This is a genomic window from Cellulomonas hominis (genome assembly GCF_014201095.1).
In the GTDB taxonomy this organism is placed as follows: Bacteria; Actinomycetota; Actinomycetes; order Actinomycetales; family Cellulomonadaceae; genus Cellulomonas; species Cellulomonas hominis.
On record NZ_JACHDN010000001.1, the window covers coordinates 4,463,007 to 4,489,147 of the forward strand.

Annotated in this window: 17 protein-coding genes; 6 read left to right on the forward strand and 11 right to left on the reverse strand. The window is 73.8% G+C overall.

What is annotated here, in order from left to right; translation table 11 throughout:
• Window positions 1-60 precede the first annotated feature (60 nt).
• From uxaC to HNR08_RS21140, 4 genes are all read left to right on the forward strand, one after another.
• On the forward strand, window positions 61-1,473 hold the full coding sequence (gene uxaC, locus HNR08_RS21125) for a glucuronate isomerase (RefSeq protein WP_146840225.1): 1,413 nt from the start codon (window positions 61-63) through the stop codon (window positions 1,471-1,473).
• A gap of 15 nt (window positions 1,474-1,488) precedes the next feature.
• The gene (locus HNR08_RS21130; protein WP_146840226.1) at window positions 1,489-2,943 is read left to right on the forward strand and encodes a glycoside hydrolase family 43 protein; all 1,455 of its coding nucleotides are present in this window, start codon (window positions 1,489-1,491) and stop codon (window positions 2,941-2,943) included.
• Between the two features lie 80 nt (window positions 2,944-3,023).
• Entirely contained in the window at window positions 3,024-4,826 is a 1,803-nt protein-coding gene (gene uidA, locus HNR08_RS21135; RefSeq protein ID WP_146840227.1) for a beta-glucuronidase, read from the forward strand.
• A 12-nt stretch (window positions 4,827-4,838) separates the two neighbouring features.
• Window positions 4,839-6,437 carry a hypothetical protein gene (locus tag HNR08_RS21140; RefSeq protein ID WP_146840228.1) on the forward strand — a complete coding sequence of 533 codons (1,599 nt, stop codon included), beginning with the start codon at window positions 4,839-4,841 and terminating at the stop codon, window positions 6,435-6,437.
• Window positions 6,438-6,476: 39 nt separating this feature from the next.
• On the opposite strand, the gene HNR08_RS22865 is transcribed toward HNR08_RS21140, so the two are convergent.
• Complete coding sequence (locus HNR08_RS22865) at window positions 6,477-7,460, reverse strand: LacI family DNA-binding transcriptional regulator (RefSeq protein ID WP_146840230.1); 984 nt, start codon at window positions 7,458-7,460, stop codon at window positions 6,477-6,479.
• 92 nt (window positions 7,461-7,552) lie between these two features.
• A complete protein-coding gene (locus HNR08_RS21150) occupies window positions 7,553-8,872 on the reverse strand; it encodes an MFS transporter (protein ID WP_146840232.1) in 1,320 nt (439 codons plus the stop codon).
• Between the two features lie 204 nt (window positions 8,873-9,076).
• On the opposite strand from HNR08_RS21150, the gene HNR08_RS21155 reads away from it, so the two are divergent.
• Window positions 9,077-11,500 (forward strand): glycoside hydrolase family 2 TIM barrel-domain containing protein, encoded by a 2,424-nt coding sequence (locus tag HNR08_RS21155; protein ID WP_146840235.1) that lies wholly within the window; start codon window positions 9,077-9,079, stop codon window positions 11,498-11,500.
• A 52-nt stretch (window positions 11,501-11,552) separates the two neighbouring features.
• Here the strand turns inward: HNR08_RS21155 and HNR08_RS21160 are convergent, their stop codons facing one another.
• From HNR08_RS21160 to HNR08_RS21195, 8 genes are all read right to left on the reverse strand, one after another.
• Complete coding sequence (locus HNR08_RS21160) at window positions 11,553-12,470, reverse strand: carbohydrate ABC transporter permease (protein WP_146839477.1); 918 nt, start codon at window positions 12,468-12,470, stop codon at window positions 11,553-11,555.
• On the reverse strand, window positions 12,467-13,336 hold the full coding sequence (locus HNR08_RS21165) for a carbohydrate ABC transporter permease (RefSeq protein ID WP_146839479.1): 870 nt from the start codon (window positions 13,334-13,336) through the stop codon (window positions 12,467-12,469). Before HNR08_RS21165 ends, HNR08_RS21160 begins: the two co-directional genes overlap by 4 nt.
• A 59-nt stretch (window positions 13,337-13,395) precedes the next feature.
• Window positions 13,396-14,721: an ABC transporter substrate-binding protein gene (locus HNR08_RS21170; RefSeq protein ID WP_146839480.1), complete on the reverse strand. Its 1,326-nt coding sequence runs from the start codon at window positions 14,719-14,721 to the stop codon at window positions 13,396-13,398.
• A 172-nt stretch (window positions 14,722-14,893) separates the two neighbouring features.
• On the reverse strand, window positions 14,894-16,366 hold the full coding sequence (locus HNR08_RS22870; protein WP_146839482.1) for a glycoside hydrolase family 43 protein: 1,473 nt from the start codon (window positions 16,364-16,366) through the stop codon (window positions 14,894-14,896).
• On the reverse strand, window positions 16,363-18,411 hold the full coding sequence (locus tag HNR08_RS21180; RefSeq protein WP_146839484.1) for a beta-galactosidase: 2,049 nt from the start codon (window positions 18,409-18,411) through the stop codon (window positions 16,363-16,365). Before HNR08_RS21180 ends, HNR08_RS22870 begins: the two co-directional genes overlap by 4 nt.
• 24 nt (window positions 18,412-18,435) lie before the next feature.
• Window positions 18,436-20,598, reverse strand: coding sequence for a hypothetical protein (locus HNR08_RS21185; RefSeq protein WP_146839486.1), 2,163 nt, complete (start codon window positions 20,596-20,598; stop codon window positions 18,436-18,438).
• On the reverse strand, window positions 20,598-21,770 hold the full coding sequence (uxuA, locus tag HNR08_RS21190; protein ID WP_146839488.1) for a mannonate dehydratase: 1,173 nt from the start codon (window positions 21,768-21,770) through the stop codon (window positions 20,598-20,600). Before uxuA ends, HNR08_RS21185 begins: the two co-directional genes overlap by 1 nt.
• Before the next feature lie 56 nt (window positions 21,771-21,826).
• Entirely contained in the window at window positions 21,827-23,302 is a 1,476-nt protein-coding gene (locus tag HNR08_RS21195) for a mannitol dehydrogenase family protein (protein WP_146839490.1), read from the reverse strand.
• Window positions 23,303-23,541: 239 nt separating this feature from the next.
• On the opposite strand from HNR08_RS21195, the gene HNR08_RS21200 reads away from it, so the two are divergent.
• Complete coding sequence (locus HNR08_RS21200) at window positions 23,542-25,332, forward strand: family 43 glycosylhydrolase (RefSeq protein WP_146839492.1); 1,791 nt, start codon at window positions 23,542-23,544, stop codon at window positions 25,330-25,332.
• Window positions 25,333-25,351: 19 nt separating this feature from the next.
• On the opposite strand, the gene HNR08_RS21205 is transcribed toward HNR08_RS21200, so the two are convergent.
• Window positions 25,352-26,141: LacI family DNA-binding transcriptional regulator (locus HNR08_RS21205; RefSeq protein ID WP_183835266.1), on the reverse strand; the 790-nt coding region annotated here is incomplete at its 5' end.

Sequence of the window (26,141 nt, forward strand, 5' to 3'; positions counted from 1 at the left end):
CGAACGGCGACCCGGCGACGCGGCCGACCCACCTCGCAGCACCCAGGAGCGGAGCCATCGATGTCCGAGCCCCAGCACGCGCGGGCTGCAGCCTGTACCCGCGATGCTGACCGCCTGCTGCCGACCGACCCGCAGACGCGGGCGATCGCGCGGGACCTCTACGCCCGCGTGGCGGACGCACCGATCATCAGCCCTCACGGCCACGTGCCCGCGAGCCTGCTCGCGAAGGACGAGCCGTTCGGCGACCCGGCCGAGCTCTTCGTCGTGCACGACCACTACGTCACCCGGCTGCTGCACGCCGCCGGCCTGCCGCTTTCCGACCTGGGCCTGGGCGCGCGCGCCGTCGAGCCCCGCGAGGTGTGGCGCCGGCTGGCCGAGCGCTGGCACCTGTTCGCCGGGACCGCGTCCGGGTACTGGCTCGACGAGGAGCTCTCCACCGTCCTCGGGATCCGCACCCCGCTGACGCCCGCGACGGCCGACGCCGTGTACGACGCCGTGCAGGCGCGCCTGCTCGAGCCCGGGATGACGCCGCGGTCGCTGTTCAGCGCGTTCCGCGTGGCGGTCCTCGCCACGACCGACGACCCGCTCGACGACCTGGCGGACCACCGGCTGCTGCAGGGCGCGGGCCTGCGCGTGCTGCCCACGTTCCGCCCGGACGCCTACCTCGACCCGGACGGCCGCGACTTCGTCGAGCGCGTCGAGCGGCTGCTGTCCGCGACCGGCTCGCCGCAGACGTTCACCGGCTACCTGGATGCCCTGGCCGCCAGGCGCGCCCACTTCGTCGCGAACGGGGCGGTCTCCGCCGACCACGGCGTGCTCGAGCCGGTGGCCGCCGACCTGGACGCCGCCGAGGCGGAACGCCTGTTCGGGTCCGTGCTGGCCGGCACCGCCGATGCGCGCCAGCGGGCGACGTTCCGCGCGCACATGCTGCTGCAGATGGCACGCATGAGCGTCGAGGACGGCCTCGTGATGACCGTGCACGCGGGCGTCCGGCGCAACCACAGCACGGCCACGCTCCGTAGCTTCGGTCCCGACACCGGCCACGACATCCCGGTGCCGACCTCGTACACCGACGGCTTGCGTCCGCTGCTCGAGCGCTTCGGGCTGGACGAGCGCCTGTCGCTCATCCTGTTCACGGTGGACGAGACGACCTTCTCGCGCGAGCTCGCGCCCCTGGCCGGCTTCTACCCGTCGGTGCGCGCCGGGGCGCCGTGGTGGTTCCTCGACGCGCCGCACGCCATGGACCGGTACCGGGCCGCGGTCACCGAGACGGCGGGCTTCTACCGGACGTCCGGGTTCGTCGACGACACGCGTGCGTTCCTGTCCATCCCCGTCCGTCACGACACCGCCCGCCGGGCCGACGCCGGGTATCTCGCCCGCCTGGTCCGAGAGGGCCGCCTGACGCTCCCCGGCGCGGAGCGGATCGCCGACGACCTGGTGGACGCCATCCCCCGCGCCGCCTTCCGCCTCTAGCACCGGACGGGGACGATGAGCACGCCCATCATCCCGGGGTACCACCCGGACCCCTCGGTCTGCCGCGTCGGCGACCGGTACGTCCTGGCGACGTCGAGCTTCGAGTACGCCCCGGGCGTCCCTCTGTTCGAGAGCCGGGACCTGCTCACGTGGACGCCGGTCGGCCACGCGCTCGACCGGCCCTCACAGCTCACGGTGCGGCCCGGCGTGCCCGGGGCGAGCGGCGGGATCTACGCCCCCACTCTCCGGCACCGCGACGGCCTGTACTGGCTCACCACGACGAACGTCGACGAGATCCAGCGCGGGCACCTGATCGTCCACGCCGCGGACCCCGCCGGCCCGTGGAGCGAGCCCGTCTGGACCACCGGCGTCGTCGGCATCGACCCCGACCTGGCCTGGGACGACGACGGCGTGTGCCACCTCACCTGGTCCGACCCGGTGCGCGGCGGGATCTCCCAGGTGCGGGTCGACCCGCGCACCGGGGCGCTGCTGTCCGAACCCGCGCTGGTCTGGGCCGGGACGGGTGGCGCGCACGCCGAGGGCCCGCACCTCGTGCGCCGCGGTGGCTGGTGGTATCTGGTCGTCGCCGAGGGCGGCACGGGCCACGGGCACATGGTCACCGTGGCCCGGTCGCGCGCGGTCAGCGGCCCGTTCGAGGCGGCGCCGGCCAACCCCGTGCTGACCCGGCGCAGCACAGCGGGACCGGTCCAGGCCACCGGCCACGCCGACCTCGTCGAGCTGACCGACGGCACCTGGGCCATGGTCCACCTCGGCACACGCCCCCGCGGCGCGTTCCCGCGGTGGCACACCAACGGCCGCGAGACCTTCCTCGTGGGCGTCGACTGGGTGGACGACTGGCCCGTGGTGGTCGAGGACCGCTTCGCCCCCGACCCGGCGCCACGCGCGTTCGACGAGGACTTCACCGCCGCCGCCCTGCACCCCCGCTGGGTCTCGCCCGGTGCCCACCCCGCGGGCTTCGCGAGGCCCGGGCCGGACGGGCTGGCGTTGCGCGCCGGCCGGACGGCCGCCGCACGCGACGCCGTGCACCTGCTCGCCACCCGCGTGCAGGACCTCGCCTGGTCGGCCGCCGTGCACGCCGAGGGCGACGTCGCCCTGACGCTCCGCGTGGACGACGCCCACCAGGTCGCCGTCCAGCGCGTCGGCCGCACCGTCGCGGCCCGGGCGGTCGTCGGGCCGCTCGACCAGGTGCTCGCCACGCACGACGACGTCGACCCCGGCGCCGCCCTGGCGATCCGCGCCGAGCCGTACGCGAGCCGGCCCGGGCAGCGGGTCGGCCCCGACAGGCTCGTGCTCGGCCACGAGGGGCCGGCAGGCTTCACGGAGCTGGCTCGGCTCGACGGGCGCTACCTGTCCACCGAGGTGGCCGGCGGCTTCACCGGGCGGGTCGTCGGCGTCGAGGCGCTCGGCTCGGACGCCTTCGTCACCCGGTTCCGGTACACCGGCAGCTGAACCCCGGGCGCTCGCACCTCCCGTGGGCGCCCGGTCCCCCCGCACACCGCCGCAACGACGCGAGAGAAGGTCCCCGACCGATGCTGAAGCCCCAGGCCACACCCACCCGCGAGCTCGTCAACCTCGACGGCACGTGGCGGTTCGCGATCGACTCCCGCGTCGGCGCCGCCCCGTGGAGCGGGACTCTGGACACGCCGCTCGAGGCGGCCGTCCCGGCGAGCTACAACGACCTGTTCGTCGACCCCGCGGTCCGCGACCACGTCGGCTGGGTGTACTACCAGCGGACCGTCCGGGTCCCGCGCGGGTGGGGCGAGGACCGCGTGCTGCTCCGCTTCGACGCCGCGACGCACGCCGCCCGCGTCTACGTCGACGACACCCTGGCCGGCGAGCACGTCGGCGGGTACACCCCGTTCGACGTCGACGTGACCGACCTGGTCGCGGCCGGCGGGCAGTTCCGGCTGACCGTGGCCGTCAGCAACGAGCTGACGAACGTGACGATCCCGCCGGGGAAGATCGAGGTCGCCGCCGACGGCAACCGCAAGCAGACGTACTTCCACGACTTCTACAACTACGCGGGCCTCGCCCGCTCGGTGTGGCTGTACAGCGTGCCGCGCGAGCGGGTCACGGACATCACCGTCACCACCGGCTTCGAGTGGAGCACGGGGCTGGTGGACTACCGGATCGAGACCGAGGGCGCCGGCGACGTCCGGGTGCGCCTCGCCGACGCGGACGGCGCGCTCGTCGCCGAGGGCACCGGCGCGGCGGGTCGCCTGACCGTCGAGGACGTCGTGCCGTGGCAGCCCGGCAACGCGTACCTCTACGACCTCACGGTGGAACTGCACGACGGCGGACGCGTGCTCGACAGCTACACGCTACCGGTGGGGGTGCGGACCGTCGAGGTGCACGGGCACCAGTTCCTCATCAACGGCGAGCCGTTCTACTTCACCGGCTTCGGCAAGCACGAAGACGCTGCCGTCCGCGGCAAGGGCCACGACGACGCGCTCCTCGTGCACGACTTCCAGCTCATGGAGTGGTCCGGCGCGAACTCCTTCCGCACGTCGCACTACCCGTACGCCGAGGAGGTCCTGGAGTTCGCGGACCGCCACGGCATCGTGGTCATCGACGAGACGGCCGCCGTGGGCCTCAACATGGGTGTGGTCGGCGGCATGTCCGGCACCCCGCCGTTCCCGACATTCTCCGAGCAGTACGCCGGCGAGGCGACGCAGGCCGCGCACGCCCAGCACATCCGCGAGCTCATCGGCCGCGACAAGAACCACCCGTCCGTCGTCATGTGGTGCCTCGCGAACGAGCCCGCCTCCAACGAGGAGGGGGCCCTGGAGTACTTCCAGCCGCTCGTCGAGCTCGCCCGCGAGCTCGACCCGACGCGCCCGCTGACCTACGCCCTCGTCATGTTCGCGACGTTCCAGAACGACCGGATCATCGACCTGTTCGACGTGGTCAGCATGAACAGGTACTACGGCTGGTACGTCGGCCCGGGCGACCTCGCCACGGCCGAGCAGTACCTGCACGGCGACATCCAGGGCTGGATCACCCGCACCGGCAAGCCGGTGATGATGACCGAGTACGGCGCCGACACCCAGCCCGGGCTGCACTCCGTGTGGGACCAGGTGTGGACCGAGGAGTACCAGGTCGCCTTCTACGAGATGTGCCACCGGGTCTTCGACCGGTTTCCCGAGTTCGTGGGCGAGCAGGTGTGGAACTTCGCCGACTTCGCGACCTCGAACGGCATCCACCGCGTGGGCGGCAACAAGAAGGGCGTCTTCACCCGCGACCGGCAGCCCAAGGCTGCGGCGTGGGCGCTGCGCCGGCGCTGGCGCGGACTCGACGGCGCCAAGCCCGCCCCCGCCACCCACGAGAACTGAGCGGAGACCGCCATGCGCATCACCAGCGAGGAGTTCGGCCGGATCGACCTGGCCGACGTCCCCCTGCCCGAGGGCGTCCAGGACGTCACCGCGACCTACACCCCCTCCGGCCGGGTCTTCCTGCTGTACCGCACCGACCCGGCCGACGCCGACCTGTACGGGATCGCCACCGTCGACGACGACGGCACCGGCCTCACCACGATCTTCACCGGGCGCATCCCGCAGAAGGCGAAGGCCAACGGGATCCGCCACATGCCCTTCGCCGACAACAAGCGGATGCTCCTGGGCGACTACGTCCTGGAGTGCACCCCCGACCTGGACACGTGCACCAGCGCCGAGCTGGTCGACGTCGAGTACCCGTGGGGGCTCGAGGAGGACCCGCTCACCTCGCACCACTGGTCCGAGATCATCGTCTCGCCGGACGACCAGTACATCTCCTGGACCATCCTGCGGTCCGACATGGGCGCGGCTGCCGCGTGGGGGCGTCTGCGCCGTACCGACGACCGCTACGTCATCGACGACCCGGTCCTCATCAGCACCACGCAGGAGGTCCTGCCGGACCCCGAGCACCCGGGCTACGTCGTGCCGGCCCCGTCGCGCGGCGGCGAGGTCAAGCAGTTCGTCCGCGGCGGGACGGCGATCTCCGCGGTGGGCAGCGCCGGCGGCTTCCTGCCCGACTCCGTCGTCCAGAGCCTGGACTCCGGGGACCGGCTGGGCGTCACGCACAACCCCGGGTACGACGAGACGACGATCTTCTCCCCCGACGAGCGCCTCGGCCTGGTCATGACCTCGCGGGCCTCCCGGCACACGGACCTCGCGGTGCTCGGCCTGCTCCCCCGCCCGCTCGCGAACGTCGCCGGCGGCGTCGCCGCGTGGTCCGCGTACTGGTACGCCGTCACCGGCGTCCGGGCGTTCCGGAAGGGCAACGTCGGCCCGGTGCTCATCGACGTCGAGCGCTCCGCCCGCGACCGGTACTACCCGGGCGTCTCGCTGCACGACCCGGCCGAGGACTGGGTGTACGTGTCCCCGATGTCCTGGCACCCCTCGGGCCGCAAGGTGATGTGGATCGAGATGCTGCGCGGCACCGAGCGGCCCGGCGCGCTGAAGACGATGCGGGTCCGGTACGCCACCCTGCTCGATCACGAGCCGGCCGAGCCGGTCGGGGTGCGTCCCGCGCCGACGACCATCCCGTACGGCGTCACCGGCGCGGCCGCCGAGGAGTTCCTCCGCACGCCCTCCGCGACGGAGGCGAGCTACGAGGTCCACGGCCGGCACTCCGGCACCGCGACCGTGGAGCGCCGCGCGGGCGACGTGCACTCGGGGCGCCCCGCCTGGGTCAGCGTGAGCTACCACGGCTTCAGCGACGACGGCGTCGCCGTCTACGACGGCACCGAGAGCACCACGAGCTCGTTCGTCGACGGCACGGTCTACACGGCCGACCTGCGGCTCGCCGGCGAGACGAAGGGCGAGATGCAGGTGCGCATGTCGTGGGAGGGCATCGTCCACGGCGGGCGCCTGCACCTGGGGCCGGGCGAGGACGGCCTGCCCCGGAGCCGCGGCTTCGCCCGGTACGGCGACGTCACGCTCGACGTGGCCGACCTGATCGAGTAGTCCCGCGCGACCTGACCACCCGGCCGACGGGCCGGGTGGTCAGGTCGATCCGCGTCGGACGAGCCGGAAGCTCGCCGCCGGCTCGGGGTCGTCGAGGAGGTCCGCGCCGTCCAGCGCCGCGACGAGCTGAGCGGAGAACACCTCGCCGGCGTGGCGCGAGTCCGCCGCCAGCGTGGTGATGGCGGGCTCGGCGACCCGGCCCGAGACGGTGTCGTCCATCCCGATGAGGGCCAGGTCCTCCGGGACGCGCACCCCGAGGTCCCGTGCTGCCGCCGCGAGCGTCGCGGCGACGTCGTCGTTGTAGCACCCCATCGCCGACGGGCGGTCCGCGCCGAGCGCGCCCTCCAGCACCCCACGCGCGCGGTCCCGGTCGAGCGGCACGTGCCACGTGCGCGGCTCGGCCAGCCCTCGGCGCGCGCACGCGCGGGCGAACCCGCGCAGGCGCTCCGGACCGTACTGGTCGTGCCGGGGGTCGTCGATCAGGGCGAAGTCCAGCCGCGTGTGCCCGCGGTCCGCGAGGTGGCCGGCCTGCAGCTCGCCCGCCAGCTCGTTCGTGGCCGCCCCGCCGGGGCCGACCACCACCGCGCCGCGCTCGCGCAGCCGGTCCCGCTCTGCTGCGGTCAGCGCGCCGAGGTCCGCCACGGCGGCGGGCAGCAGGCGGTCGACCAGACGCTCGGTCGCGGCGTGGTCGGAGCCCGCGAAGTGCACGAGAGCCGCGTAGCCGCGTTCGGCCAGGCTCGCGGAGAGCCCGTCGACGATGTCCTGCAGGAGCGGGCCGTAGGTCACGTACGGCAGGGCGAGCACGACGATGTCGCTGCGCCCCCGGGCGAGGGCCCGCCCGGCGACCGACGGCCGGTAGTCGAGCTCGTCCGCGGCGCGCAGCACCTTGTCCACCGTCTCCGCGGCGAACAGGGCCGCCCGCCCGTTCAGCACCTGGCTCACGGTCGGGCGGGAGACGCCGGCGCGGTCGGCCACCTGCTGGCTGGTGGCCGCGCGAGCGGGCGTGCGCGGGGACCCGGACACACGACCTCCCCTGCGCTCCGGTGGACGGCGTCCAGCCTAGAGGCTCGGACCGTGCGCCGGGCGGCGCGACACCGACCGGCGCACGGCCGCGCTCAGCGCACGGACCGGACCCGCAGCACCGCGAGCGCCCCCGGGACGACGAAGACCGCCAGCAGGACGTACAGCAGCTCGTACCGGCCGGTCGCCGCGACGATCGCGCCGGCGATCACCGGCGCGATGACCTGGGGCCCCGCGTTGGCGATGTTGATGAGGCCCAGGTCACGCGCCGCGTTGTCCAGCGAGGGGATCACGCGGCTGATAAGCGCCTGGTCCACGGACAGGTACGCCCCCATGCCGAGCCCCGTGAGCGCCGCCGTGACCAGCGCCCCGGTGTACGTGGGCGACACGAGGATCACCACGGATGCCGGGATGCCGATGAGGGCGGACGCGAAGACGAACGGCTTGAGCCGGCCGAGCCGGTCCGCGGCGAAGCCCGCCAGGAGCGAGGCGAGCAGCGTGGCGACCGTGCTGATGCCGCTCATCCCGACAAGAGCGGTCTGCGCCGCTTCCAGCGACCCGTCGCCGACGCGGATGTAGTCGCGCAGCGTGTACAGCTGGAACCCCATCGAGAGCTGGAACGCGAAGATCACCAGGAACCGGCTGATGAAGGTCCACCAGAAGTCGGGGGCGCTGCGGAAGGTCGGGAAGCGCGCCCCGGTCTCCGCGGTCTCGGCGCGGGCCGGCGCGGGCCGCCCCCGGGACGGGTCGCGCGTCGTGAGGGCGAACAGCGCGCTCGGCACGACGAGGAGGACGGCGGCGGCGAGGTAGCCCGCCGACACGGTCGACGCCTGCCCGGCGACGGCGACCCCGACGAAGGCGCCGAGGATCTGCGTGGTCCCGGCGATGCCCGACATGGCGCCGCGTCGTCCGACGGGGATGCGCTCGGGCAGCACCGCGGTGAGGGCGGCCTGGACGCCGCTCAGGGGCCACATGGCGACGGCCCACAGGACGCTGACGACGACCGTGGACCCGCTCAGCCCGGTGGCGACCAGCGCGGCCGCCCCCGCGACGGCCGAGCCGAGGACCCACACATTGCGCCGGCCGAGGAACCGGCCGCTGGTGCGGTCGGACAGCCGCCCGAGCAGAGGCTGCGCGATCAGCGACGAGACGGCCCCGACGCTGACCACGGCCCCGAGGGTGCCGGCCGCGGCCGCCCCCGGCCCGACCAGCTCGGCGACCTGGCGCCCGAGCAGCACCTGCAGGACCGCGCCCCAGACGGCGTTGATGCCCAGCAGGGCCACGGGGTACGCGACCCAGAGCCAGCGCCCGGGCGGGGGCGGGTCGGCCGGACCGACGGCGGCCGGCGGTGCGGGAACCGCGGCGCCTGGCCCGGCGGCGAGCGGGGCGGGCAGCTCCTCGGCTGGTGTGGACATCGGTCCTCCTCGGGTGGGCGCAGCGTTGCGCGGCGGGAACGCTACGACCGTGACTTAACGCGCGTCAACCCCGATGATCGTGGGGATCCCCCGAACGGGTGCGCACGTCTTAACGCGCGGTAACTGCTACGGTCATGACGCCGCCCGCGGCGAGCGGGACCGTACGAGAAGACCGCGCCAGCGCCGGCGCGGGTGAGGAGATCCATGATCCGCGAGTCCTTCACCAGCGGGTGGACGGTGCGCCGCCGACCCGGCCTGTTCGGCACGCTGGGCGCTCCGGCGGAGCCGCCGCTCGAGGTCGCGCTGCCCCACGACGCGGTGCGGGACCTGGCCCGCGACCCGGACGGTGCCGAGGGCGGGGCCACGGGATACCACCCCGGGGGCGCGTTCACCTACGAGAAGACGTTCGACGTCCCCGAGGCGTGGCGCGAGCGCGTTGTGACGCTCGAGTTCGAAGGTGTGTACCGCGACGCCGTGGTGCTGATCAACGGTGACTTCGCCGCGCAGCGGCCGAACGGGTACGCCGGGTTCGCCGTCCGCGCCGACCCGTTCCTCCGGTACGGGCAGCCGAACACCGTCACGGTCGAGGCCCGCGCCCACCTGGACAGCCGCTGGTACACCGGGGCCGGCATCTACCGACCTGTCCACCTGCTGGTCGCCGACCCGGTCCATGTGGCCCTCGACGGTGTCCGGGTGGTCACGCGCGACGTCGACGCGGAGCGCGCCGTGGTCGAGGTCGGGGCGCGGCTGGAGAACGAGACGCGCACCGCGGCGACCGTCCGGCTGAGCACCCGCGTCCTCGACGCGGACGGCGCCGTCGTGGCCGAAAGCACCGTCCCGGTCACGGTCCTGCCCGGCGAGCCCGCGACCGCCCGCCTGCGCCTGCCCGTCCCGGCACCGCGCCTGTGGAGCCCGGACTCCCCCGACCTCTACCGGCTGGAGACCACGATCGCTCGGGGTGCCGACGTTCTCGACACGGAGTCGACCACCTTCGGCATCCGCACCCTGCAGCTCGACGCGGAGCACGGGCTGCGCCTCAACGGCGAACCCGTCCTGCTGCGCGGCGCGTGCGTGCATCACGACAACGGGCCCCTGGGCGCCGTCTCGGTCGCGCGGGCCGAGGAGCGCCGGATCGCCCTGCTCAAGGGCGCAGGCTTCAACGCGGTCCGCAGCGCGCACAACCCCCTCGCCCGCTCGGCGCTGGACGCCTGCGACCGGCTGGGCGTCCTGGTGATGGACGAGCTCACCGATGTGTGGACCAAGGGGAAGACCGACTTCGACGCCGCGCTCACGTTCGCGGAGTGGTGGGAGCGGGATGTCGAGGCGATGGTCGCCAAGGACGCCAACCACCCCAGCGTGGTGCTCTACTCCATCGGCAACGAGGTCTTCGAGGCCGGCTCGGGCATCGGCTCCGCCTGGGGGCGGCGACTGGCGGAGAAGATCCGCGAGCTCGACCCCACGCGGTACGTCACCAACGGGATCAACGCCATGGTCGCCACCGCCGACAAGCTCGCGGCGATGGCGCCCCCTGGAGGCGGGACGACGGACGTCAACGCAGCGATGGCGTCGATGGGTGACATGCTCGCGGCGCTCGCCACGTCGGACCTGGTCACCGACGCCATCGAGGAGTCCGCCGGCGTGCTCGACGTCCTCGGGTTGAACTACGGCGACGCGCGGTACGCGCTGGAGGCCGAGCGGTACCCGCACCGGGTCGTCGTCGGCAGCGAGACCTTCCCCTCCCACATCGACGCCCTCTGGGAGGCCGTCACCCGGCACGGCCACGTCATCGGCGACTTCACCTGGACGGGCTGGGACTACCTCGGCGAGTCGGGGATCGGACGCGTCTCCTACGTCGAGGACGGGGACGGACCCGCGATGAGCGGACCGTATCCGTACCTGACCGCGCACGCGGGTGACCTGGACATCACCGGTGTGCGACGGACGATCTCGTACTACCGGGAGATCGTGTTCGGCCTGCGGCGCGAGCCCTATCTCGCCGTCCACCGCCCGCAGCACCATGGCAAGACCCCGGGCAGCACCCCGTGGGGGTGGTCGGACAGCGCGGCGAGCTGGACCTGGGACGTCCCCGCCGGCTCCCCCGTCACGGTCGACGTCTACACCCCGGACGCGCAGGTCGAGCTCGTCGTCAACGGCAGGTCCGTCGGCACGGCGCAGGTGGGTGAGGTCAAGCCGTTCCTCGCGCGGTTCGAGACGGTCTACGAGCCCGGTGACGTCGTCGCTGTCACGACGGCCCCGGACGGGACGACACGCCGGGCGCGGCTGCGCACCGCGGACGCGGAGCTCCGCCTGGTCGCCACCGCGGAGAGGCCCGCGGTGCGCGCCGCGGACGACGACCTGGCGTACGTCGCCCTCGCCCTCGCCGACGAGCACGGGACGGTCCCGACCGACCGCGATGTCCCGGTGACGGTCGAGGTCGAGGGACCCGGCCGGCTCGTAGCTCTCGGGACGGGGAACCCGAGCACTGCCGAGCGGTTCGACGCCGCGACCTGCACGACCTACGAGGGCCGCGCCCTCGCGGTCGTCCGGCCCACCGGTCCCGGGGAGATCGTGGTGCGGGTGAGCACCCCCGGGCTCGCGGACGGCGACGCCAGGGTCGTCAGCGGCTGAGGACGGCACTGCGGCGGGTCCGGTGTCCACCGGACCCGCCGCGAACTGCGTGCTACTTGATGGCGCCGGCGCTGATGCCGTTGACGATCTGCTTCTGCGCCAGGATGTAGAACACGATCACCGGGACGATCGAGATGGCCGTGGCCGCGAGCAGGATCTGCTGCTGCGGGGTCTCGGCCGAGACGAACGCCGTCAGGCCGCGCTGGACCGGCATCAACGAGTTGTCGTCGAAGATCACGAGGGCCATCAGGTACTCGTTCCACGCGCCGAGCCCCTGGATCACCGCGACCGCCGCCATGCCCGGGCGGGCGAGCGGCAGGATCACGCTCGCGAACACCCGCAGCGGCGAGGCGCCGTCCAGCTGGGCGGCCTCCTCCAGGTCCCGCGGCTGGTTCGCGAAGAAGCTCCGCATGATGAGCGTCGCCATCGGGATGCCCGCGGTGATGAGGATGCAGATGTACCCGATGCGGGAGTTGCTCAGCCCGAGGGAGATCAGCAGCTTGTACTGCGCGAGGAACATCGCCGGGGCCGGGATGATCATGACCGCCAGGATGATGGCCTGGAACAGCCCCTTGCCCGCGAAGTCCAGCCGGGCCAGGGCGTACCCGGCCATGCTCGCCGCCGCGAGGATGCCGACGACAGCGGCGCCGGTGTACAGGATGCTGTTGAGCAGGTACCGGCCGAGCTCGCCCTCCACCCACGCCGTGACGTAGTTGTGCCACTGCGGGTCGGCGGGCAGCAGACTCGTCCCGCGGAGCACCTCGTCGAGGGTCTGGAACGACCCGGACAGCATCCAGAGCAGCGGGAACAGCGAGACGACCGCCGCGACGACGAGCAGTCCGTACAGGCCGACCCGGTCGGGCCGGATCCTGCGCCGCTGCCGCACCGGGGCTGCGACCAGCGCGGGGCCGTCCCCCGCCGCCGCGACCGACGTGACCAGGGCGCCCTCGGGGCCCTTGAGCGTGCTCATGCGCGCGACCTCCTGTTGGACAGCCCGAGCTGGATCAGCGACAGGATCACGAGCGCCCCGCCGAAGATCACCGACATCGCCGCGGCGCTGCCGTACCGGTAGTTCGTGAACGCCTCGCCGTAGATCAGCAGCGTCGGGACCATCGTGTGGTAGCCCGGGCCGCCGTTCGTCAGCACCTGGACGGTGCCGAAGATCTGCATCGCCGCGAGGAGCGTGAGCAGGCTGACGATCGTCGTGACCGGCGCGAGGTGCGGCCACGTGATGTAGCGGAACTTCGCCCAGCCGCGGGCGCCGTCGAGGCTCGCGGCCTCGTACAGCTCGTTCGGGATGTCCTGGAGGCCGGCGAGGAACAGCAGGAAGCCGAACCCCCAGTGGAACCAGACGAACACCGCGGCGACCGTCGGCAGGGCCAGCGACGGGTCGCCGAGCCAGTTCTGCTGCCAGGACTCGAGCCCGACCGCGCCGAGCACGTTGTTGATCAGACCCGACCGCGGGTTGAGCATCGAGGAGAAGAGCATGCCGACCACGACGACGGACAGGACGCCGGGCAGGTAGAACACGGTGCGGAAGAACGTCTTGCCGCGCGTGATCCGGTTGACCGCGGTGGCCATCAGCAGCGCGACGCCGTTGCCGATGAAGAACCCGACGGCCGCGAAGACGACGACGTTCTTCATGGACGCCCAGAAGGCGTCGTAGTGCCAGACGAACTCGTAGTTGGCGAACCCGACCCACGGGGTGTCCGGGCTGATGCCGTCCCACGACTGGAAGCTCAGCAGGATCGCCTGGGCGAACGGCGTGATCGTGAAGAGCCCGATCAGCGCGATCGCCGGCGCGAGGAACATCCAGCCGATCAGGTTCCGGCGCATGACGCTCCCCCGGCTCGGCGCGCGCTGGGCGCGCCGAGCGGGGGCGGCGGACGTCGTCGTCACTGGCTGAGGTCCTGTGCGGCCTGCAGGTCGGCGAGCACCTCGTCCACGGTCATCTCGCCGAGCACCAGGCTCTGCGCGTCGCGCTTGATCGCGTTGTTGACGTCGGTGGTGGGGGTGTTCTCCAGCACCTGCATCGTCTCGATGGACGAGGCGAAGCCGGCCAGCTGCGCGGGCAGCTCGCCCTCGAGCAGCTCCGGGTTGGAGGGCAGGATCCACGCCTGCTCGGCGAAGACCCGCTGCTGGTCGGGCTCGGTGAGCCACTTGACGAACGCGAGGGCCTCCTCGGGGTGGTCGCCCTTCGGGTTGATGACGGCGCCCTTGCCGGCGAGGCCCAGGGCGCGGGGCTCCTGGGTGCCGTCGGCCGCGGCGGGCAGCGCCAGCGAGAAGTAGCTGTCGTAGTCGGGCGCGGTGCGCAGGCCCACGGACACGCCGGGCGACGCGTCGAAGATGGAACCGACCTCCTGGTTGTTGAAGAAGGCGGTCTCCACGTTCGGGTTGTCGTCCTGGCCGCCCGGCAGCGCGTCGTTGGCGAGGATGCCGGCGTCCTTCATGTCGACCAGCAGCTGGAAGGCGTTGCGCCAGCCGTCCGACTCCCACGGCAGCTTGCCGTCGAAGGTGTCGGAGATCTCCTCGTTGGTCAGCCAGTTCGACGCGTACGACTGGATGAGCTGCGGCGTGAGCGACGAGGCGACCGTGAAGTTGCCGTCCCCGGACGCCGCGATGCCGTCGATGAACTCGTCCATCGTCTCGGGCGCCTTCGCCTGGTCGAGGCCCGTCGAGTCCGGGTCGACGAGGAAGCCGTAGGTCTGCACCTCCCAGTGCGCGGTGTAGATGCCCGCGGGGACGTCCAGGTTGTTGCCGTCCTTGAACGTCGACAGCTCGATGACCGCCGGGGAGAAGTTCTCGCCCCACTCCCCCGCGAGCTCGTCGCTGAGATCCATCGCCCAGCCGGCCTTGTAGAAGCCGGCCATGTCCGTGGCGTTGAACGAGGAGTAGACGTCGGGCATGTCGCCGGACTGGGCCTTGGCCTGCAGCTTCGGCAGGTAGTCGGTGGGTCCGGGCGAGTCGATGGTGATCTTCACCCCCGTCTCCTCGGTGTACTTCTCGGCCAGCTCCGTGAGGGCGGCCTCCTGGCCCCGCGACTGGTTCATGAAGGTCAGCTCGACCTGGCCCCCGGTGGCGCCGTCGTCGGCTCCGGAGTCGTCGCTGGACGAGCAGCCCGCCAGGACGAGCGACGAGGCGATGGCGAGCGTCCCGACCGCCATCACCGGACGGCGACGCAGCGGGCGGGACGGGGACTGTGCACTACGGCTGGAACGCATGGACCTCACCTTTGAAAGTCATCGGCTCTGACGCGGCGACGCTACGTCGAACCGTTCAGCGGTGTCAACTTGGCAATCGGATGCCTTCAGCGGTTTCGCGCCGATCTGCGCCAAACGGTGGCGAGTTGAATCGTTGTGTCAGCCAACCGGTTGCTATCCCACGACGAACGTCCTAGGACGCGGGGTCCGCCGGTTCGGCGGCGTACGTCACCGACCGGACGACGGCCGGACCGCGCAGCGCCTCGACGCCGAGCACGCGCCCCGTGAAGCCGCCCGCCACCTCGGTGGAGACGTAACGGCCGTCGATCCCGGCGAGCACCTGCGGGCGACCGTCGACCACGAGGCCCAGCTCGAGGCGGTCGGGCCCGCGGTGCCGTCGCTCGCCCGTCGCGGGAACCGCCCGGACCAGCAGGTCCACCTCGCCGGTCCCCGCGACGGCGCGATCGAGCACCTGGTCCAGGTCCCCGACCACCGCCCGCGCGAGCACCTGGTCGCCCACGCGTTCGACGCCGGCCCAGTGCGCGTCGTCGATGCGCACCACGACGGCCGCGTCGCCGCGGGCCAGGCGGACGACGGCCGTCCACCGCTCGTCGCGCGTGCGGACGGCGAGCATCCGCTCGGCGACCCGGGCGACCGGGGCCCGGCCCGGCGCCAGCTCCAGGCCCGCCGGCCCGGGCGCGGCGAACTCCCCGGGGTGCCGGCCCGGCGACACCCAGCGCGGGTCGAGCTCCGGTTCAGCGAACCGGTCCACGAAGGACGTCCGCGCCGCGGGGACGTCGAACCGGTCCTCGTCCACCACCGGCCAGTCGTCGACCCAGTCGACGCCTGCCAGGAACGTCTCCCGTCCGTTCACGTGGAACCGGTGCGGCGAGCCTGCCGGGCGGACGCCGAGGTACAGCATCGCCCAGGTCCCGTCCTGCCGCTCCACGAGGTCGCCGTGCCCGGTGCTCTGCACCGGCCCGTCCAGGCTCCGGTGACTGAGCACCGGGTTGGCCGGGCAGCCCGCGAACGGACCGCTCGGCCGCTCCGAGCGGGCGACGGAGACGGCGTGCCCGCGGCCGGTGCCGCCCTCGGCGACCACCAGGTACCACCACCGGCCCCGCCGCAGCAGGTGCGGGCCCTCCGTCTGGGCCAGCCCGGTGCCGGTCCAGAGCAGCCGGGGCTCGGAGAGCAGGCGGCCGGTCTCCGGGTCGAGCAGCGCCTGCCAGATGCCGCCCCCGTCCTCACGCTTCCAGGTGAGGTAGCAGTCCGGCCCGTCCCAGGCGAGGTCGGGGTCGATACCGACGGCGCCGGCGGTGAACGCCGGCTCGCTCCACGGACCTGCCGGGTCGGCGGCGTGCACGAGCAGGTGGCCGTCGTCGATGCGGCCGACGTCGGTCGTGACCATCCAGAAGCGGCCGTCGTGGTGCCGGAGCGTCGGTGCGTAGATCCCGCGCGACGCGCCGGCCAGCCCCCCGGCCACGGTCAGCTGGCTCGGGCGGTCGAGGACGTTGCCGACCTGCGTCCAGCTCAGCAGGTCGGTGCTGCGGAACAGCGGCACGCCAGGGGCGTACTCGAACGACGAGGTCGCGAGGTAGTAGTCGTCGCCCACCCGGCAGACGGTCGGGTCGGGGTAGAACCCCGGGACGACCGGGCGGCTGCTCACGCCTCCGCCACGACCGCGACGCCCTGCGCGGGCAGGGGCAGACCGGCGGCGGCGGAGCCGGACAGCAGGTCCGTCCCCGGCAGGTCGAGGTCGACCGGCGCGGTGCCGTGGTTGATGACGAAGGTGAGGTCGCCGCGCCGGACGGACTCGACCCAGCCGCCGGCGTCGCCGCGGTGCACGGGCGCCGGTGCGATGCCGGCCTCCGCGAGCAGCACCGCGACCAGCGCGGCGGTGTCCGCGGCGCCGAGCCGGGTGGCCAGGTACCAGGCTGCGCCCTCACCGGTGGCGCGGCGGGTGAGCGCCGGCTGCCCGTCGAGCACCCCGCCTCCGGCGAACCGCGCGCGCACCTCGGCATCGTGCAGCCGGACCACCTCGCTCCACTCGACGCCCGTCGCGTCCGCGGGCAGGTCCGCTCCGGCCAGGGCGACCGTGGGGGCGACCGTCGCCTCGTCCCGGACCGGGAAGGAGCCCGGGCGCTGCCACGCCCCCGCGAGCGGGACGAACTCCTCCACCCAGACGCCCAGGGTCTGCTGCAGTCCGCCGAGGTACCCGCCGAGCCGGACGTGCATCGACTCGTCGACGATCGCCGACTGGGCCGTCACCAGGACCGTCGCACCCGCCCGGGCGGCCGCGTCCAGCGCGGCGATCTGCGCGTCCGTGGCGACGAACATGCTGGGCACGACGACCAGCGAGTAACCGGTCAGGTCCTCGTCGCCGTGCACGAGGTCCACCAGCACGCCCGCCTCGGTGAGCGCGGCGTGCCACGGCGTCACCAGCCCGAGGTAGCTCGAGTGCATCGGCAGGCCGCGCTGCTCGATCGCCCACCAGCTGTCCCAGTCCAGGACGAGCGCCGCCCGGGCGGTCGGGGTGGTGCCGAGGACCCGGCCGAGCCCGCGCAGCTCGGCCCCGAGCTCCTCGACCTCCCGGAAGACGCGGGTGTCCGTCCCGGCGTGCGGCAGCATCGCCGAGTGGAACGACTCGGCGCCCGCACGCGACTGCCGCCACTGGAAGAACAGGATCCCGTCCGCGCCGCGCGCGACCGCCTGGTAGGACAGGGCGCGCATCTGGCCGGGCGCCTTCGGGGCGTTGCTCGGCCGCATGTTCGCGGCGTTCGCCGCCTGCTCCATGAGCAGCCAGGGGCGGCCGCGTCCGAGCGAGCGCATGAGGTCCCGGGCCATCGCCGCCGTCCGGGCGCCGTCCGGGTCGGCGGGGTCCGGGTACAGGTCGTCGGAGACGACGTCGACGTGCGGCGCCCAGCGCCAGTAGTCGGCGCCGCGGAACACGCCCATGAAGTTGGTGGTCACCGGGACCTCCGGAGTCACCTCGCGCAGGATCGCCTTCTCGGCCAGGAAGCACGCCAGCAGCTCGTCGGAGCTGAACCGGTCGAAGTCGAGCTGCTGGGTGGGGTTGTGGTACGCCGGCGTCGCGCGGGGCGGGACGACCTCGTCGAAGGAGTCGTAGCGCTGCGACCAGAACGCGGTCCCCCAGGCGTCGTTGAGCGTCGCGACGTCGCCGTACTTCTCCTCGAGCCAGCGCCGGAACGCCGCGGCCGACGCGTCGCACCAGCACCGGGCCACGTGGCAGCCGTACTCGTTGGAGATGTGCCACAGCGCCAGCGCGGGGTGGTCGCCGTACCGCTCGGCGATCGCCCGCACCAGGCGCCCCGCCGCGGCGCGGAACTCCGGCGAGCTCGGGCAGTACGCCTGGCGCGACCCGGGCCACAGGCGGACGCCGTCGGCGGTCACGGGGAGGGTCTGCGGGTAGGCGCGCGCCAGCCACGGCGGCGGCGACGCGGTCGCGGTCGCCAGGTCGACCCGGACGCCGGCGGCATGCAGGGTGTCGAGCACGCGGTCGAGCCACGCGAAGTCGTACTCGCCCTCGCGCGGCTCGAGCCGGGCCCAGGAGAACACCCCGACGGTCGCCAGGTTCACGCCGGCCCGCCGCATCAGCCGCACGTCCTCGTCCCACACCTCCTCCGGCCACTGCTCGGGGTTGTAGTCGCCGCCGTACCAGGGGGTCGACGAGAACACGGGACGCAGGGGCATGACGGCCTCTCGGGTCGGGGTGGGTCAGGTGGCGTCGGGGCGGTCGCCCCGGGGGAAGGGGGCGAAGCCCTCGGCGTCGAGCACCCACCCGGGCGGCAGGGGGACGCCGTCCGCGACCGCCGCCGCGAGGTGGGCCACGGCGGCGAGCAGCCCGCCGTTGGCCGGCAGGTACAACGTGAGGAAGCCGGGCATCTGGGGGTTGTGGCCGTTGGGCAGGAACACGTTCTTCGGCGACTCCAGGAGCAGGGCGTCCAGCGCGCGGCGCAGGTCCCCGAGCCGGGCGGCGGTCATCGCCATGACCGGGTAGTCCCAGCCCCAGCTGGACTGCAGGTCCCAGCTGCGCCAGACCTCGTCGAGCGTCGCGGCCATCGTGCCGGCGTCGACGAGCGGGGTGTCCGGCAGCCAGCCGAGGGCCATGAGCATCGACGGGTGGTCCTTGCGGATCAGGTGCGGCGCGGACTCGATCGCCGCGTACGTCCCGTCGGGCATGAGGGCCGGACGGTGCATCCCGTCGGCCACCCGCGCCCAGTCCTCCCGCGGCGCCAGGTTGAGGCGCTCCCGCCACCGGTTCGCGACGCCGAGCGCCCACGCCCAGTAGGCCAGCTCGAACGTCGGGTTAGTCACGGTCTCCCGGTCGACCAGGTAGCTCTCCTGCGCCGGGATGAGCGGGGGCGGCAGGACGTACGCGCCGTCGCGCTCCTCGGCGAAGTCGGCCATGAAGTCAGCGGTCGCCTCGACGAGCGGGTAGTGCTCCGCGAGGAACTCCCCGCCGCGACCCTCGGCGAGCAGCAGCTCGAGCAGGTGGATGAGGTGCGGCTGCTGCCACACCAGGAAGACGCCGATCACGCTCGGGGACTCCCGCGCGGACAGGTCGGTCTGCTTCGGCCACCGCGCCCCCCGGTAGCCCTGCGCCCGGGCGGTCGCGCGGGCGGACCCGAGCGCGCCGTGGTACCAGGGCAGCGACCGCTCCAGCAGGTGCCCGCGACCCCACATCGGGAAGTGCGCGCCGTGCCACCAGTGCATCTCGAGGTGGAACTTGCCCGTCCAGGTGTTGTAGGTCAGCCCGGTCTCGGCCGGCGGCGCCGACCCCGCGCTGTTGACGGCCATGAGGTACTGCGAGAGCACGATCCGGCGCTCCAGCTCGGCCGCCGCCGGGTCCGTGCTCCCGGCCAGGCTGACGGCGGCGCCGGAGCCCCAGTAGCCGGCCCACCAGTGCTCGGCGGCCCCCAGGACGTCGGCGAACCGCGCGGGCGCCGGCGGCTCGACACCCTCCGGGCGCAGCGCCACGACGAGCTCCAGGGAGCCGGATGCGCTGCGGGCCACCACCTGCCCGCCGCCCTCCGCGACGGTGAGGAACCCGTCGGAGACGACGTCGACCTCGTACGCGGAGGACTCGACGCGGCGCTGCGCGGTGGCCCGGCCTGGCGCGGGCTGCTGCCACCGGGTGCCGGCGTCCACGGGCTGCTCGAACCAGGCGAGGTCGTCGCGCTGCGGGTCGAACACCCACGCGACGGCGAGCCCGCGCGCCAGCAGCGGGGACGTCACCCGCACAGCGAACCGGTGCGCCGCGGGATCGGCGACCGTCGTCACCTCGACGGGCTCGCCGTCCAGGCGGTACTCCGCCAGAACGACGCCGGTCCAGAGGTCGAGCTCGGTGCGCGGGTCCGTCAGGCGGCCCGGGTCGCCGAGCGGCCGACCGTCGGCGTCCACCAGGGCGAGCCGGCCCAGGTGCATGCGCCGCGGGTTGTACGTCAGCCAGGCCGCGGGCTCGACGTCCTCCGACAGCGGGTCGCCCGCCCGCTGGATGCCCATCCGGTCGAGGTACGGCACCGGTCCCCGCGCGGTCGCGTAGGTGGTGGCCGCCTCCTCCTGCCGGTACGGGCGCCGCCCCCGCGTGGCGTACCAGCCCCAGGTGGACTCGACCCGGAGCGGGATCTGGAAGTCGTCCCGGTCGAACGGGCGCTGCCGCTGCTCGGGCAGGCCCGCGGTGCCGTCGCTGACCACGCGGCGCGGGTCGGGGCGCAGCTCGTGGAGGTCCGGGAACGTCTGCAACCCGGACACGTCGACGGTCATGGCGATGTCGCCGTTGCCGACGGTCAGGGTGTCGACCGGGTGCGCGCCGGTCAGGACGGGGTTGTGCCGCCGGACGAGCGCGCGCCGATCGAGGGGCGCGGAGCCGGTCGCCATCAGATCAGGGCCCGCACCGCGGCCTCGACGCCGCGCAGCTCGGCCAGGCCCTTGAGCCGGCCGATCAGCGAGTAGCCGGGGTTGGACCGGCGGCGCTGGTCGTCGAGCAGCTGGTGGCCGTGGTCGGGCCGCATCGGGATGCGGGGCCCGCCCTCGGCCTCGCGCCGCCGCAGCTCCAGGACCAGCTCGCGGATCACGCCCACCATGTCCACGTCCCCGCCCACGTGGTGCGACTCGTGGAAGGTCCGCGGGTCGGCCTCCCGCCGGGTGGAGCGCAGGTGCGCGAAGTAGATCCTCGGCGCGAACGCCCGCGCCATCGCGACCAGGTCGTTGTCCGGCCGCACCCCGTAGGACCCGGTGCAGAACGTCAGGCCGTTCGCGACCGACGGCACGGCGTCGAGCAGCCACTGGGCGTCGGCCTGCGTCGAGACCACGCGGGGCAGGCCGAGCAGCGGGCGCGGCGGGTCGTCGGGGTGGATCGCCATCCGCACGCCGACCTCCTCGGCGACCGGGATGATCGCCCGCAGGAAGTACCCGAGGTTCTCCCGCAGCGCGTCGGCGTCGACGCCCGCGTAGGACTTCAAGGTCACGCGCAGCGACTCGACCGTGTGGGTCTCCTCCGAGCCGGGGAGCCCGGCGATGATGTTCCGGACCAGCTGGTCGCGGTCCTCGGCCGACATCGCCTCGAACGTCGCCCGGGCGCGGGCGCGCTCGGCGTCCGTGTACTCCGCCTCGGCGCCCTCGCGCCTCAGCAGGTGCAGGTCGAACACGGCGAACGCGTCCTGGTCGAACCGCAGCGCCCAGCCGCCGTCGGGCAACGCGTACCGCAGGTCCGTGCGGGTCCAGTCCAGGATCGGCATGAAGTTGTAGCAGACGACGTCGATGCCGCACGCGGCGAGGTTCCGGACCGACTGCGCGTAGGTCTCCAGGTACCTGTCGCGGTCGGCGTCGCCGCGCTTGATGCCCTCGTGCAGCGGGATCGACTCGACGACGGACCACGTCAGGCCCGCCCTCTCGATCATCGCCTTGCGGGCGGCGATCGCCTCGACGGGCCACACCTCGCCGTTCGGGATCTCGTGCAGCGCGGTGACGATGCCCGTCGCGCCCGTCTGCTTGATGTCGGCCAGGGTGATCGGGTCGTCCGGCCCGAACCAGCGCCAGGTCTGCTCCATGGTCATGCTCCTCGTCGGTGAGGTCGGTGCCCCGGTGGGGGCCCGGCGGGAAGGGGTCACAGGTCGACGCGGCCGGCGGCCACGGCGGGGACGCGCTCGGCGACGGCGGCGACCAGGCCGGCGTCCTCGGCCAGGTCCGGTGCGCCGACGGACCGCAGCAGGCCGGCGACCGCGCCCGCAGGCCCGGCGGCGCCGTCCGCGGTCCAGGCGCGCGCGAGGTCCGCGGCTGCGGGGTCGGCGGTGCCGTAGCGCTGCTCCCCCGAGGCGCGCAGCTCGGGGCGCGTCGCGTTCGCCCACGCCGCGAGGGCCAGCTCGAGGACGGGCGTCGGGCGGTGCTGCGCGCGCAGGGCACGCAGCGGCTCCAGCCAGCGCTCGACGACCTTCAGCGAGCCGTCGGAGCCGATCTGGCGGAGCTGGTGCGCGACCGCCCCGTTCGCGAAGCGCGCCACGAGCGTGTCCGCGTACGCGTCGGGGTCGGTCTCCGCGCGCGGCAGGGTCGGCGCGACCTCGGCGCACAGCGCGCGCACGAGCCCCTCGCCCCACGGGCCGGCCATCGCGGCCGCCACGGTGTCCAGGCCGGCGGCCAGACCGAGGTAGGCCAGCGCCGAGTGCGACCCGTTGAGCATGCGCAGCTTCATGAGCTGGTACGGCGCGATGTCGGGGACGACCAGGGCGCCGTCCGTCTCCCACGCCGGCCGCTCGGCCGCGAACACGTCCTCGAGGACCCACTGGCGGTACTCCTCGCCGGCGACGGCCATCGCGTCGTCGGCCCCGAGCGCGGCCGCGGCCCGCTCGAGCGTCTCGGCGGTCGTCGCCGGCACGATCCGGTCCACGATCGTCTGCGGGAACGCGACCGAGCGCTCCGCCCACTCCAGGACGGCGTCCCGGTCGGCCCAGCCCGAGTGCGCGACGAAGTCCCGCACCACGTGCCCGAGCGCCCGGCCGTTGCCGGCCATGTTGTCGCAGGACACCACCGACACCGGCGCGCCCTCGGCCCGGTAGCGGGCGGCGAGCAGCTCGGCGATCCTGCCGACCACCGTCTGCGCGGTCGGCTTGCCGGCCGCGCCGGTCGCCGCGAGGTCCGCCGCCACCTCGGGGTGCGCCACATCGAGGCGGTCCGTGCCCGGGACCCGGTAGTAGCCCTTCTCCGTGATCGTCGCGGTGACGACCGCGACCTCGGGGTCGGTGAGCAGCTCGACCAGCCGGTCGCCGTCGCCCTGGAGCGTGAGGGCCTCCGCGACGGATCCCACCACGCGGGTCCGGGGCCCGCCCGGGCGCAGCTCGGTCACGGAGAACAGCCCGTCCTGCGCCGCCAGGGCCGCGGCGGCCGCGGGCATCCGCGGCTCGACGGCGGCGATCCCCCAGCCGGAGCCGGTCGCCGCAGCCGCGCCCTCCGTGTACACCGACTGGTGCGCCCGGGTGAACGCCCCGAGCCCGAAGTGCACCGTGCGGGGTCGCAGCTCCCACGGGAGGGTCCGGGGGCGCACGTCCGCCCCGAGTGCGGGCAGCGCGCTGCGGTTCAGGCTGGGCATGGAGGGCACCTCGTCCTCGGCGTCGTCGACGGGTCAGCCGGGCGGCTGCGGCACCGATGGTCGCACGCGCGGCGACAGATGGCAATCGGTTGCGCCACGGGCCGGGCGCCGGGCCGTCACCAGGGTGAGCGGCCTCGTGCACCGACGTGAGGCAATCGATTGTCTTTCCCTGGCCGGGTGCGGTAGGCATGGAGCGCCCGCGCGAGCGCGCGGGCCCCGACGTGCTCCCTGGAGGCTCGATGACGAACCCGACGACGCGCTACGCCTGCAACCCGCTGGACCTCGCCTACCGCTACCAGGACGTCCGGTTCACCGGGCAGGTGGACGGCGTGCGCCTCGGCCCCGCGACCCGGTCCGTGCACCGCGAGGGCGCCGACCCGTCGATCGTGCGGTTCCGGGGGCGCTACTACCTGTTCGTGTCGATGTCCCGCGGCTTCTGGCACTCCACCGACCTCCTGGACTGGGAGTACCGGCCGACGGAGAAGCTCCCGACGTACGACTACGCCCCCGATGTCCACGAGGTCGACGGCGCACTCGTCATCAGCGCGTCCCGCAAGGGATCCGACTCCCCGTTCTTCCGCAGCGAGGACCCGCTCGCCGACGACTTCACCGAGGTCTCTCCCGGGACCTTCCCGTTCTGGGACCCGGCGGTGTTCCAGGACGAGGACGGCCGGACCTACCTGTACTGGGGCTGCGACGACGTCGAGCCGATCCGCGGCGTCGAGCTCGGCCCCGACCTGCGGCCCGTCGGCGAGCCCGTCACGCTGCTCGCGGCCGACGTCGAGCACCGCGGCTGGGAGCGCACCGGCGAGGACTACCGGATCCCGGTCCCCCGGACGGAGCTCGAGCGGCGGGTCGCGACGTTCAGCGGGTCGCGGCCGTACATCGAGGGCGCGTGGATGACCCGCCACGACGGCCGGTACTACCTGCAGTACGCGGCGCCGGGCACGCAGTGGAACACCTACGCCGACGGGTACGCGACGGCGGACGACCCGCTCGGGCCGTTCACCTACGACGGCCACAGCCCGTTCTCGTCCAAGCCCGGCGGGTTCATCCCCGGCGCCGGGCACGGCAGCACCTTCCAGGACGAGCACGGCAACTGGTGGCACGCGGCGACCATGCGGATCAGCGTCCACCACCCCTTCGAGCGGCGGGTCGGCCTCTTCCCCGCCGGGTTCGACGAGGACGGGGTGCTCTTCTGCAACCAGAACTTCGCCGACTACCCCTACCGGGTGCCGGACGGCCCGTTCGACCCGTGGGCGCAGCGCGAGCCGGAGTGGATGCTGCTCTCGTACGGCGCCACCGCGACAGCGTCGTCGCACGCCGACGAGCACCCGCCCGGCCTCGCCACGGACGAGGACGTGCGCACCTGGTGGGCCGCCGCGGACCGCGAGGCCGGCGCCTGGGTCGGGCTGGACCTGGGCGGCGTCGTCGACGTGTCCGCGATCCAGGTGAACGTCGCCGACCACGACCTGGCCGCGCTCGCGCCGCTGCTCACCCAGGGCTCCGACGGCGGCCACACGTGGCGGGCCGTCGTCCCGGAGCACGAGCCGGCCGAGTACCTCGTCGAGGGGTCGGTGGACGGGAGCTCGTGGATCACGCTGCACGACGGCAGGGGCGGGGGCGACCGCCCGCACGGCCTCGTCGTCCTGGACGCACCGCGCGGCCTGCGGCACGTCCGGGTCACCGGCGGGCGGATGCCGTTCGGTGCCGCGTTCGCCGTGAGCGGGCTGCGCGTGTTCGGCCGCGGGCGCGGGACGGCACCGGAGGCGGTGGAGCCGCAGGTCGTGCGGGTCGAACCCCGCACCGCGCACCTGCGCTGGCCGGCCGCGCCCTCGGCGCACGGGTACAACATCCGCTACGGCCGCGCGGCGGACAAGCTCTACCGGAGCTGGCTGGTGCACGGGGTGACCGAGCTCGAGGTCCCCTCGCTGAACGCCGACGAGGACACCTGGTTCGCGGTCGACGCCTTCAACGAGAACGGCGTCACCCCGGGCCGCCCCGTCCGGTCCGCCGCCCCGCGGGGCTGACGACGTCCGCCGGCGGGCGTCAGCCCGCCGGCGGAGCCGTCGAGCTCCGCACCACGAGCTCGGTCGCCGGCGCCTCGTGCGCCCCGACCTCGGCGCCGTCCACCGCCGCCAGCAGCTCGCGCACCGCGGCGGCCCCGATCTCCCCGAGCGGGCTGCGCACGGTGGTGATCGCCGGCGTCGTCAGCGCCGTGCCGAAGATGTCGTCGAAGCCCACGAGACTCAGTCGCCCGGGCACGGCCACGTCCGCCTCCCGGCAGGCCTGGAGCAGGCCGATCGCCATGAGGTCGTTGAACGCCAGCACCGCGGTGGCACCCGAGGCGAGCACGCGCCGGAGCGTCGCCTCCCCGCCCTCCATGGTCGGCACCCCGGGTCCGATCTCGACGATCGACATCCCGCGCTCCACCGCCTGGTCGAGCAGGATCTCCCAGCGCGTCCGGCTCATCCAGGACGTCGGCGGCCCCGACAGGTACGCCAGCGAGCGGTGCCCGAGATCGCGCAGGTGGTCGAGCGCGCTCCGGATGCCCGGGACGACGTCGGGGACGAGGCCGGGGACGCCGTCGACCTGGCGGTTGACGAGCACCAGCGGCTTCTCCGCGGCCAGCGCCCGGACCGTGTCGTCCTCGAGGCGCGAGGCGACGAGCACCAGGCCGTCGGACGCGACCTGCAACCGCCGCGCCGCGTCCAGCTCCGCCTCGGCCGACTCCTGCGACTCCGCGAGGAAGAGGGACGACCCCGTCGCCGCCGACACGCGCTCGGCGCCGCGGACGAGGTCGAAGTACACCGGGTTGGTGATGTCGGAGAGCAGCAGC

Coding starts and splice junctions, on each gene's coding strand:
- HNR08_RS21195 (WP_146839490.1), bottom strand. CDS start 23,302: ATGCCCAGCCTGAACCGCAGCGCGCTGCCCGCACTCGGGGCGGACGTG.
- uidA (WP_146840227.1), top strand. CDS start 3,024: ATGCTGAAGCCCCAGGCCACACCCACCCGCGAGCTCGTCAACCTCGAC.
- HNR08_RS21180 (WP_146839484.1), bottom strand. CDS start 18,411: ATGCCCCTGCGTCCCGTGTTCTCGTCGACCCCCTGGTACGGCGGCGAC.
- HNR08_RS21185 (WP_146839486.1), bottom strand. CDS start 20,598: ATGGCGACCGGCTCCGCGCCCCTCGATCGGCGCGCGCTCGTCCGGCGG.
- uxaC (WP_146840225.1), top strand. CDS start 61: ATGTCCGAGCCCCAGCACGCGCGGGCTGCAGCCTGTACCCGCGATGCT.
- HNR08_RS21155 (WP_146840235.1), top strand. CDS start 9,077: ATGATCCGCGAGTCCTTCACCAGCGGGTGGACGGTGCGCCGCCGACCC.
- HNR08_RS21130 (WP_146840226.1), top strand. CDS start 1,489: ATGAGCACGCCCATCATCCCGGGGTACCACCCGGACCCCTCGGTCTGC.
- HNR08_RS21200 (WP_146839492.1), top strand. CDS start 23,542: ATGACGAACCCGACGACGCGCTACGCCTGCAACCCGCTGGACCTCGCC.
- HNR08_RS21165 (WP_146839479.1), bottom strand. CDS start 13,336: ATGCGCCGGAACCTGATCGGCTGGATGTTCCTCGCGCCGGCGATCGCG.
- HNR08_RS21150 (WP_146840232.1), bottom strand. CDS start 8,872: ATGTCCACACCAGCCGAGGAGCTGCCCGCCCCGCTCGCCGCCGGGCCA.
- HNR08_RS21140 (WP_146840228.1), top strand. CDS start 4,839: ATGCGCATCACCAGCGAGGAGTTCGGCCGGATCGACCTGGCCGACGTC.
- uxuA (WP_146839488.1), bottom strand. CDS start 21,770: ATGGAGCAGACCTGGCGCTGGTTCGGGCCGGACGACCCGATCACCCTG.
- HNR08_RS21160 (WP_146839477.1), bottom strand. CDS start 12,470: ATGAGCACGCTCAAGGGCCCCGAGGGCGCCCTGGTCACGTCGGTCGCG.
- HNR08_RS21170 (WP_146839480.1), bottom strand. CDS start 14,721: ATGCGTTCCAGCCGTAGTGCACAGTCCCCGTCCCGCCCGCTGCGTCGC.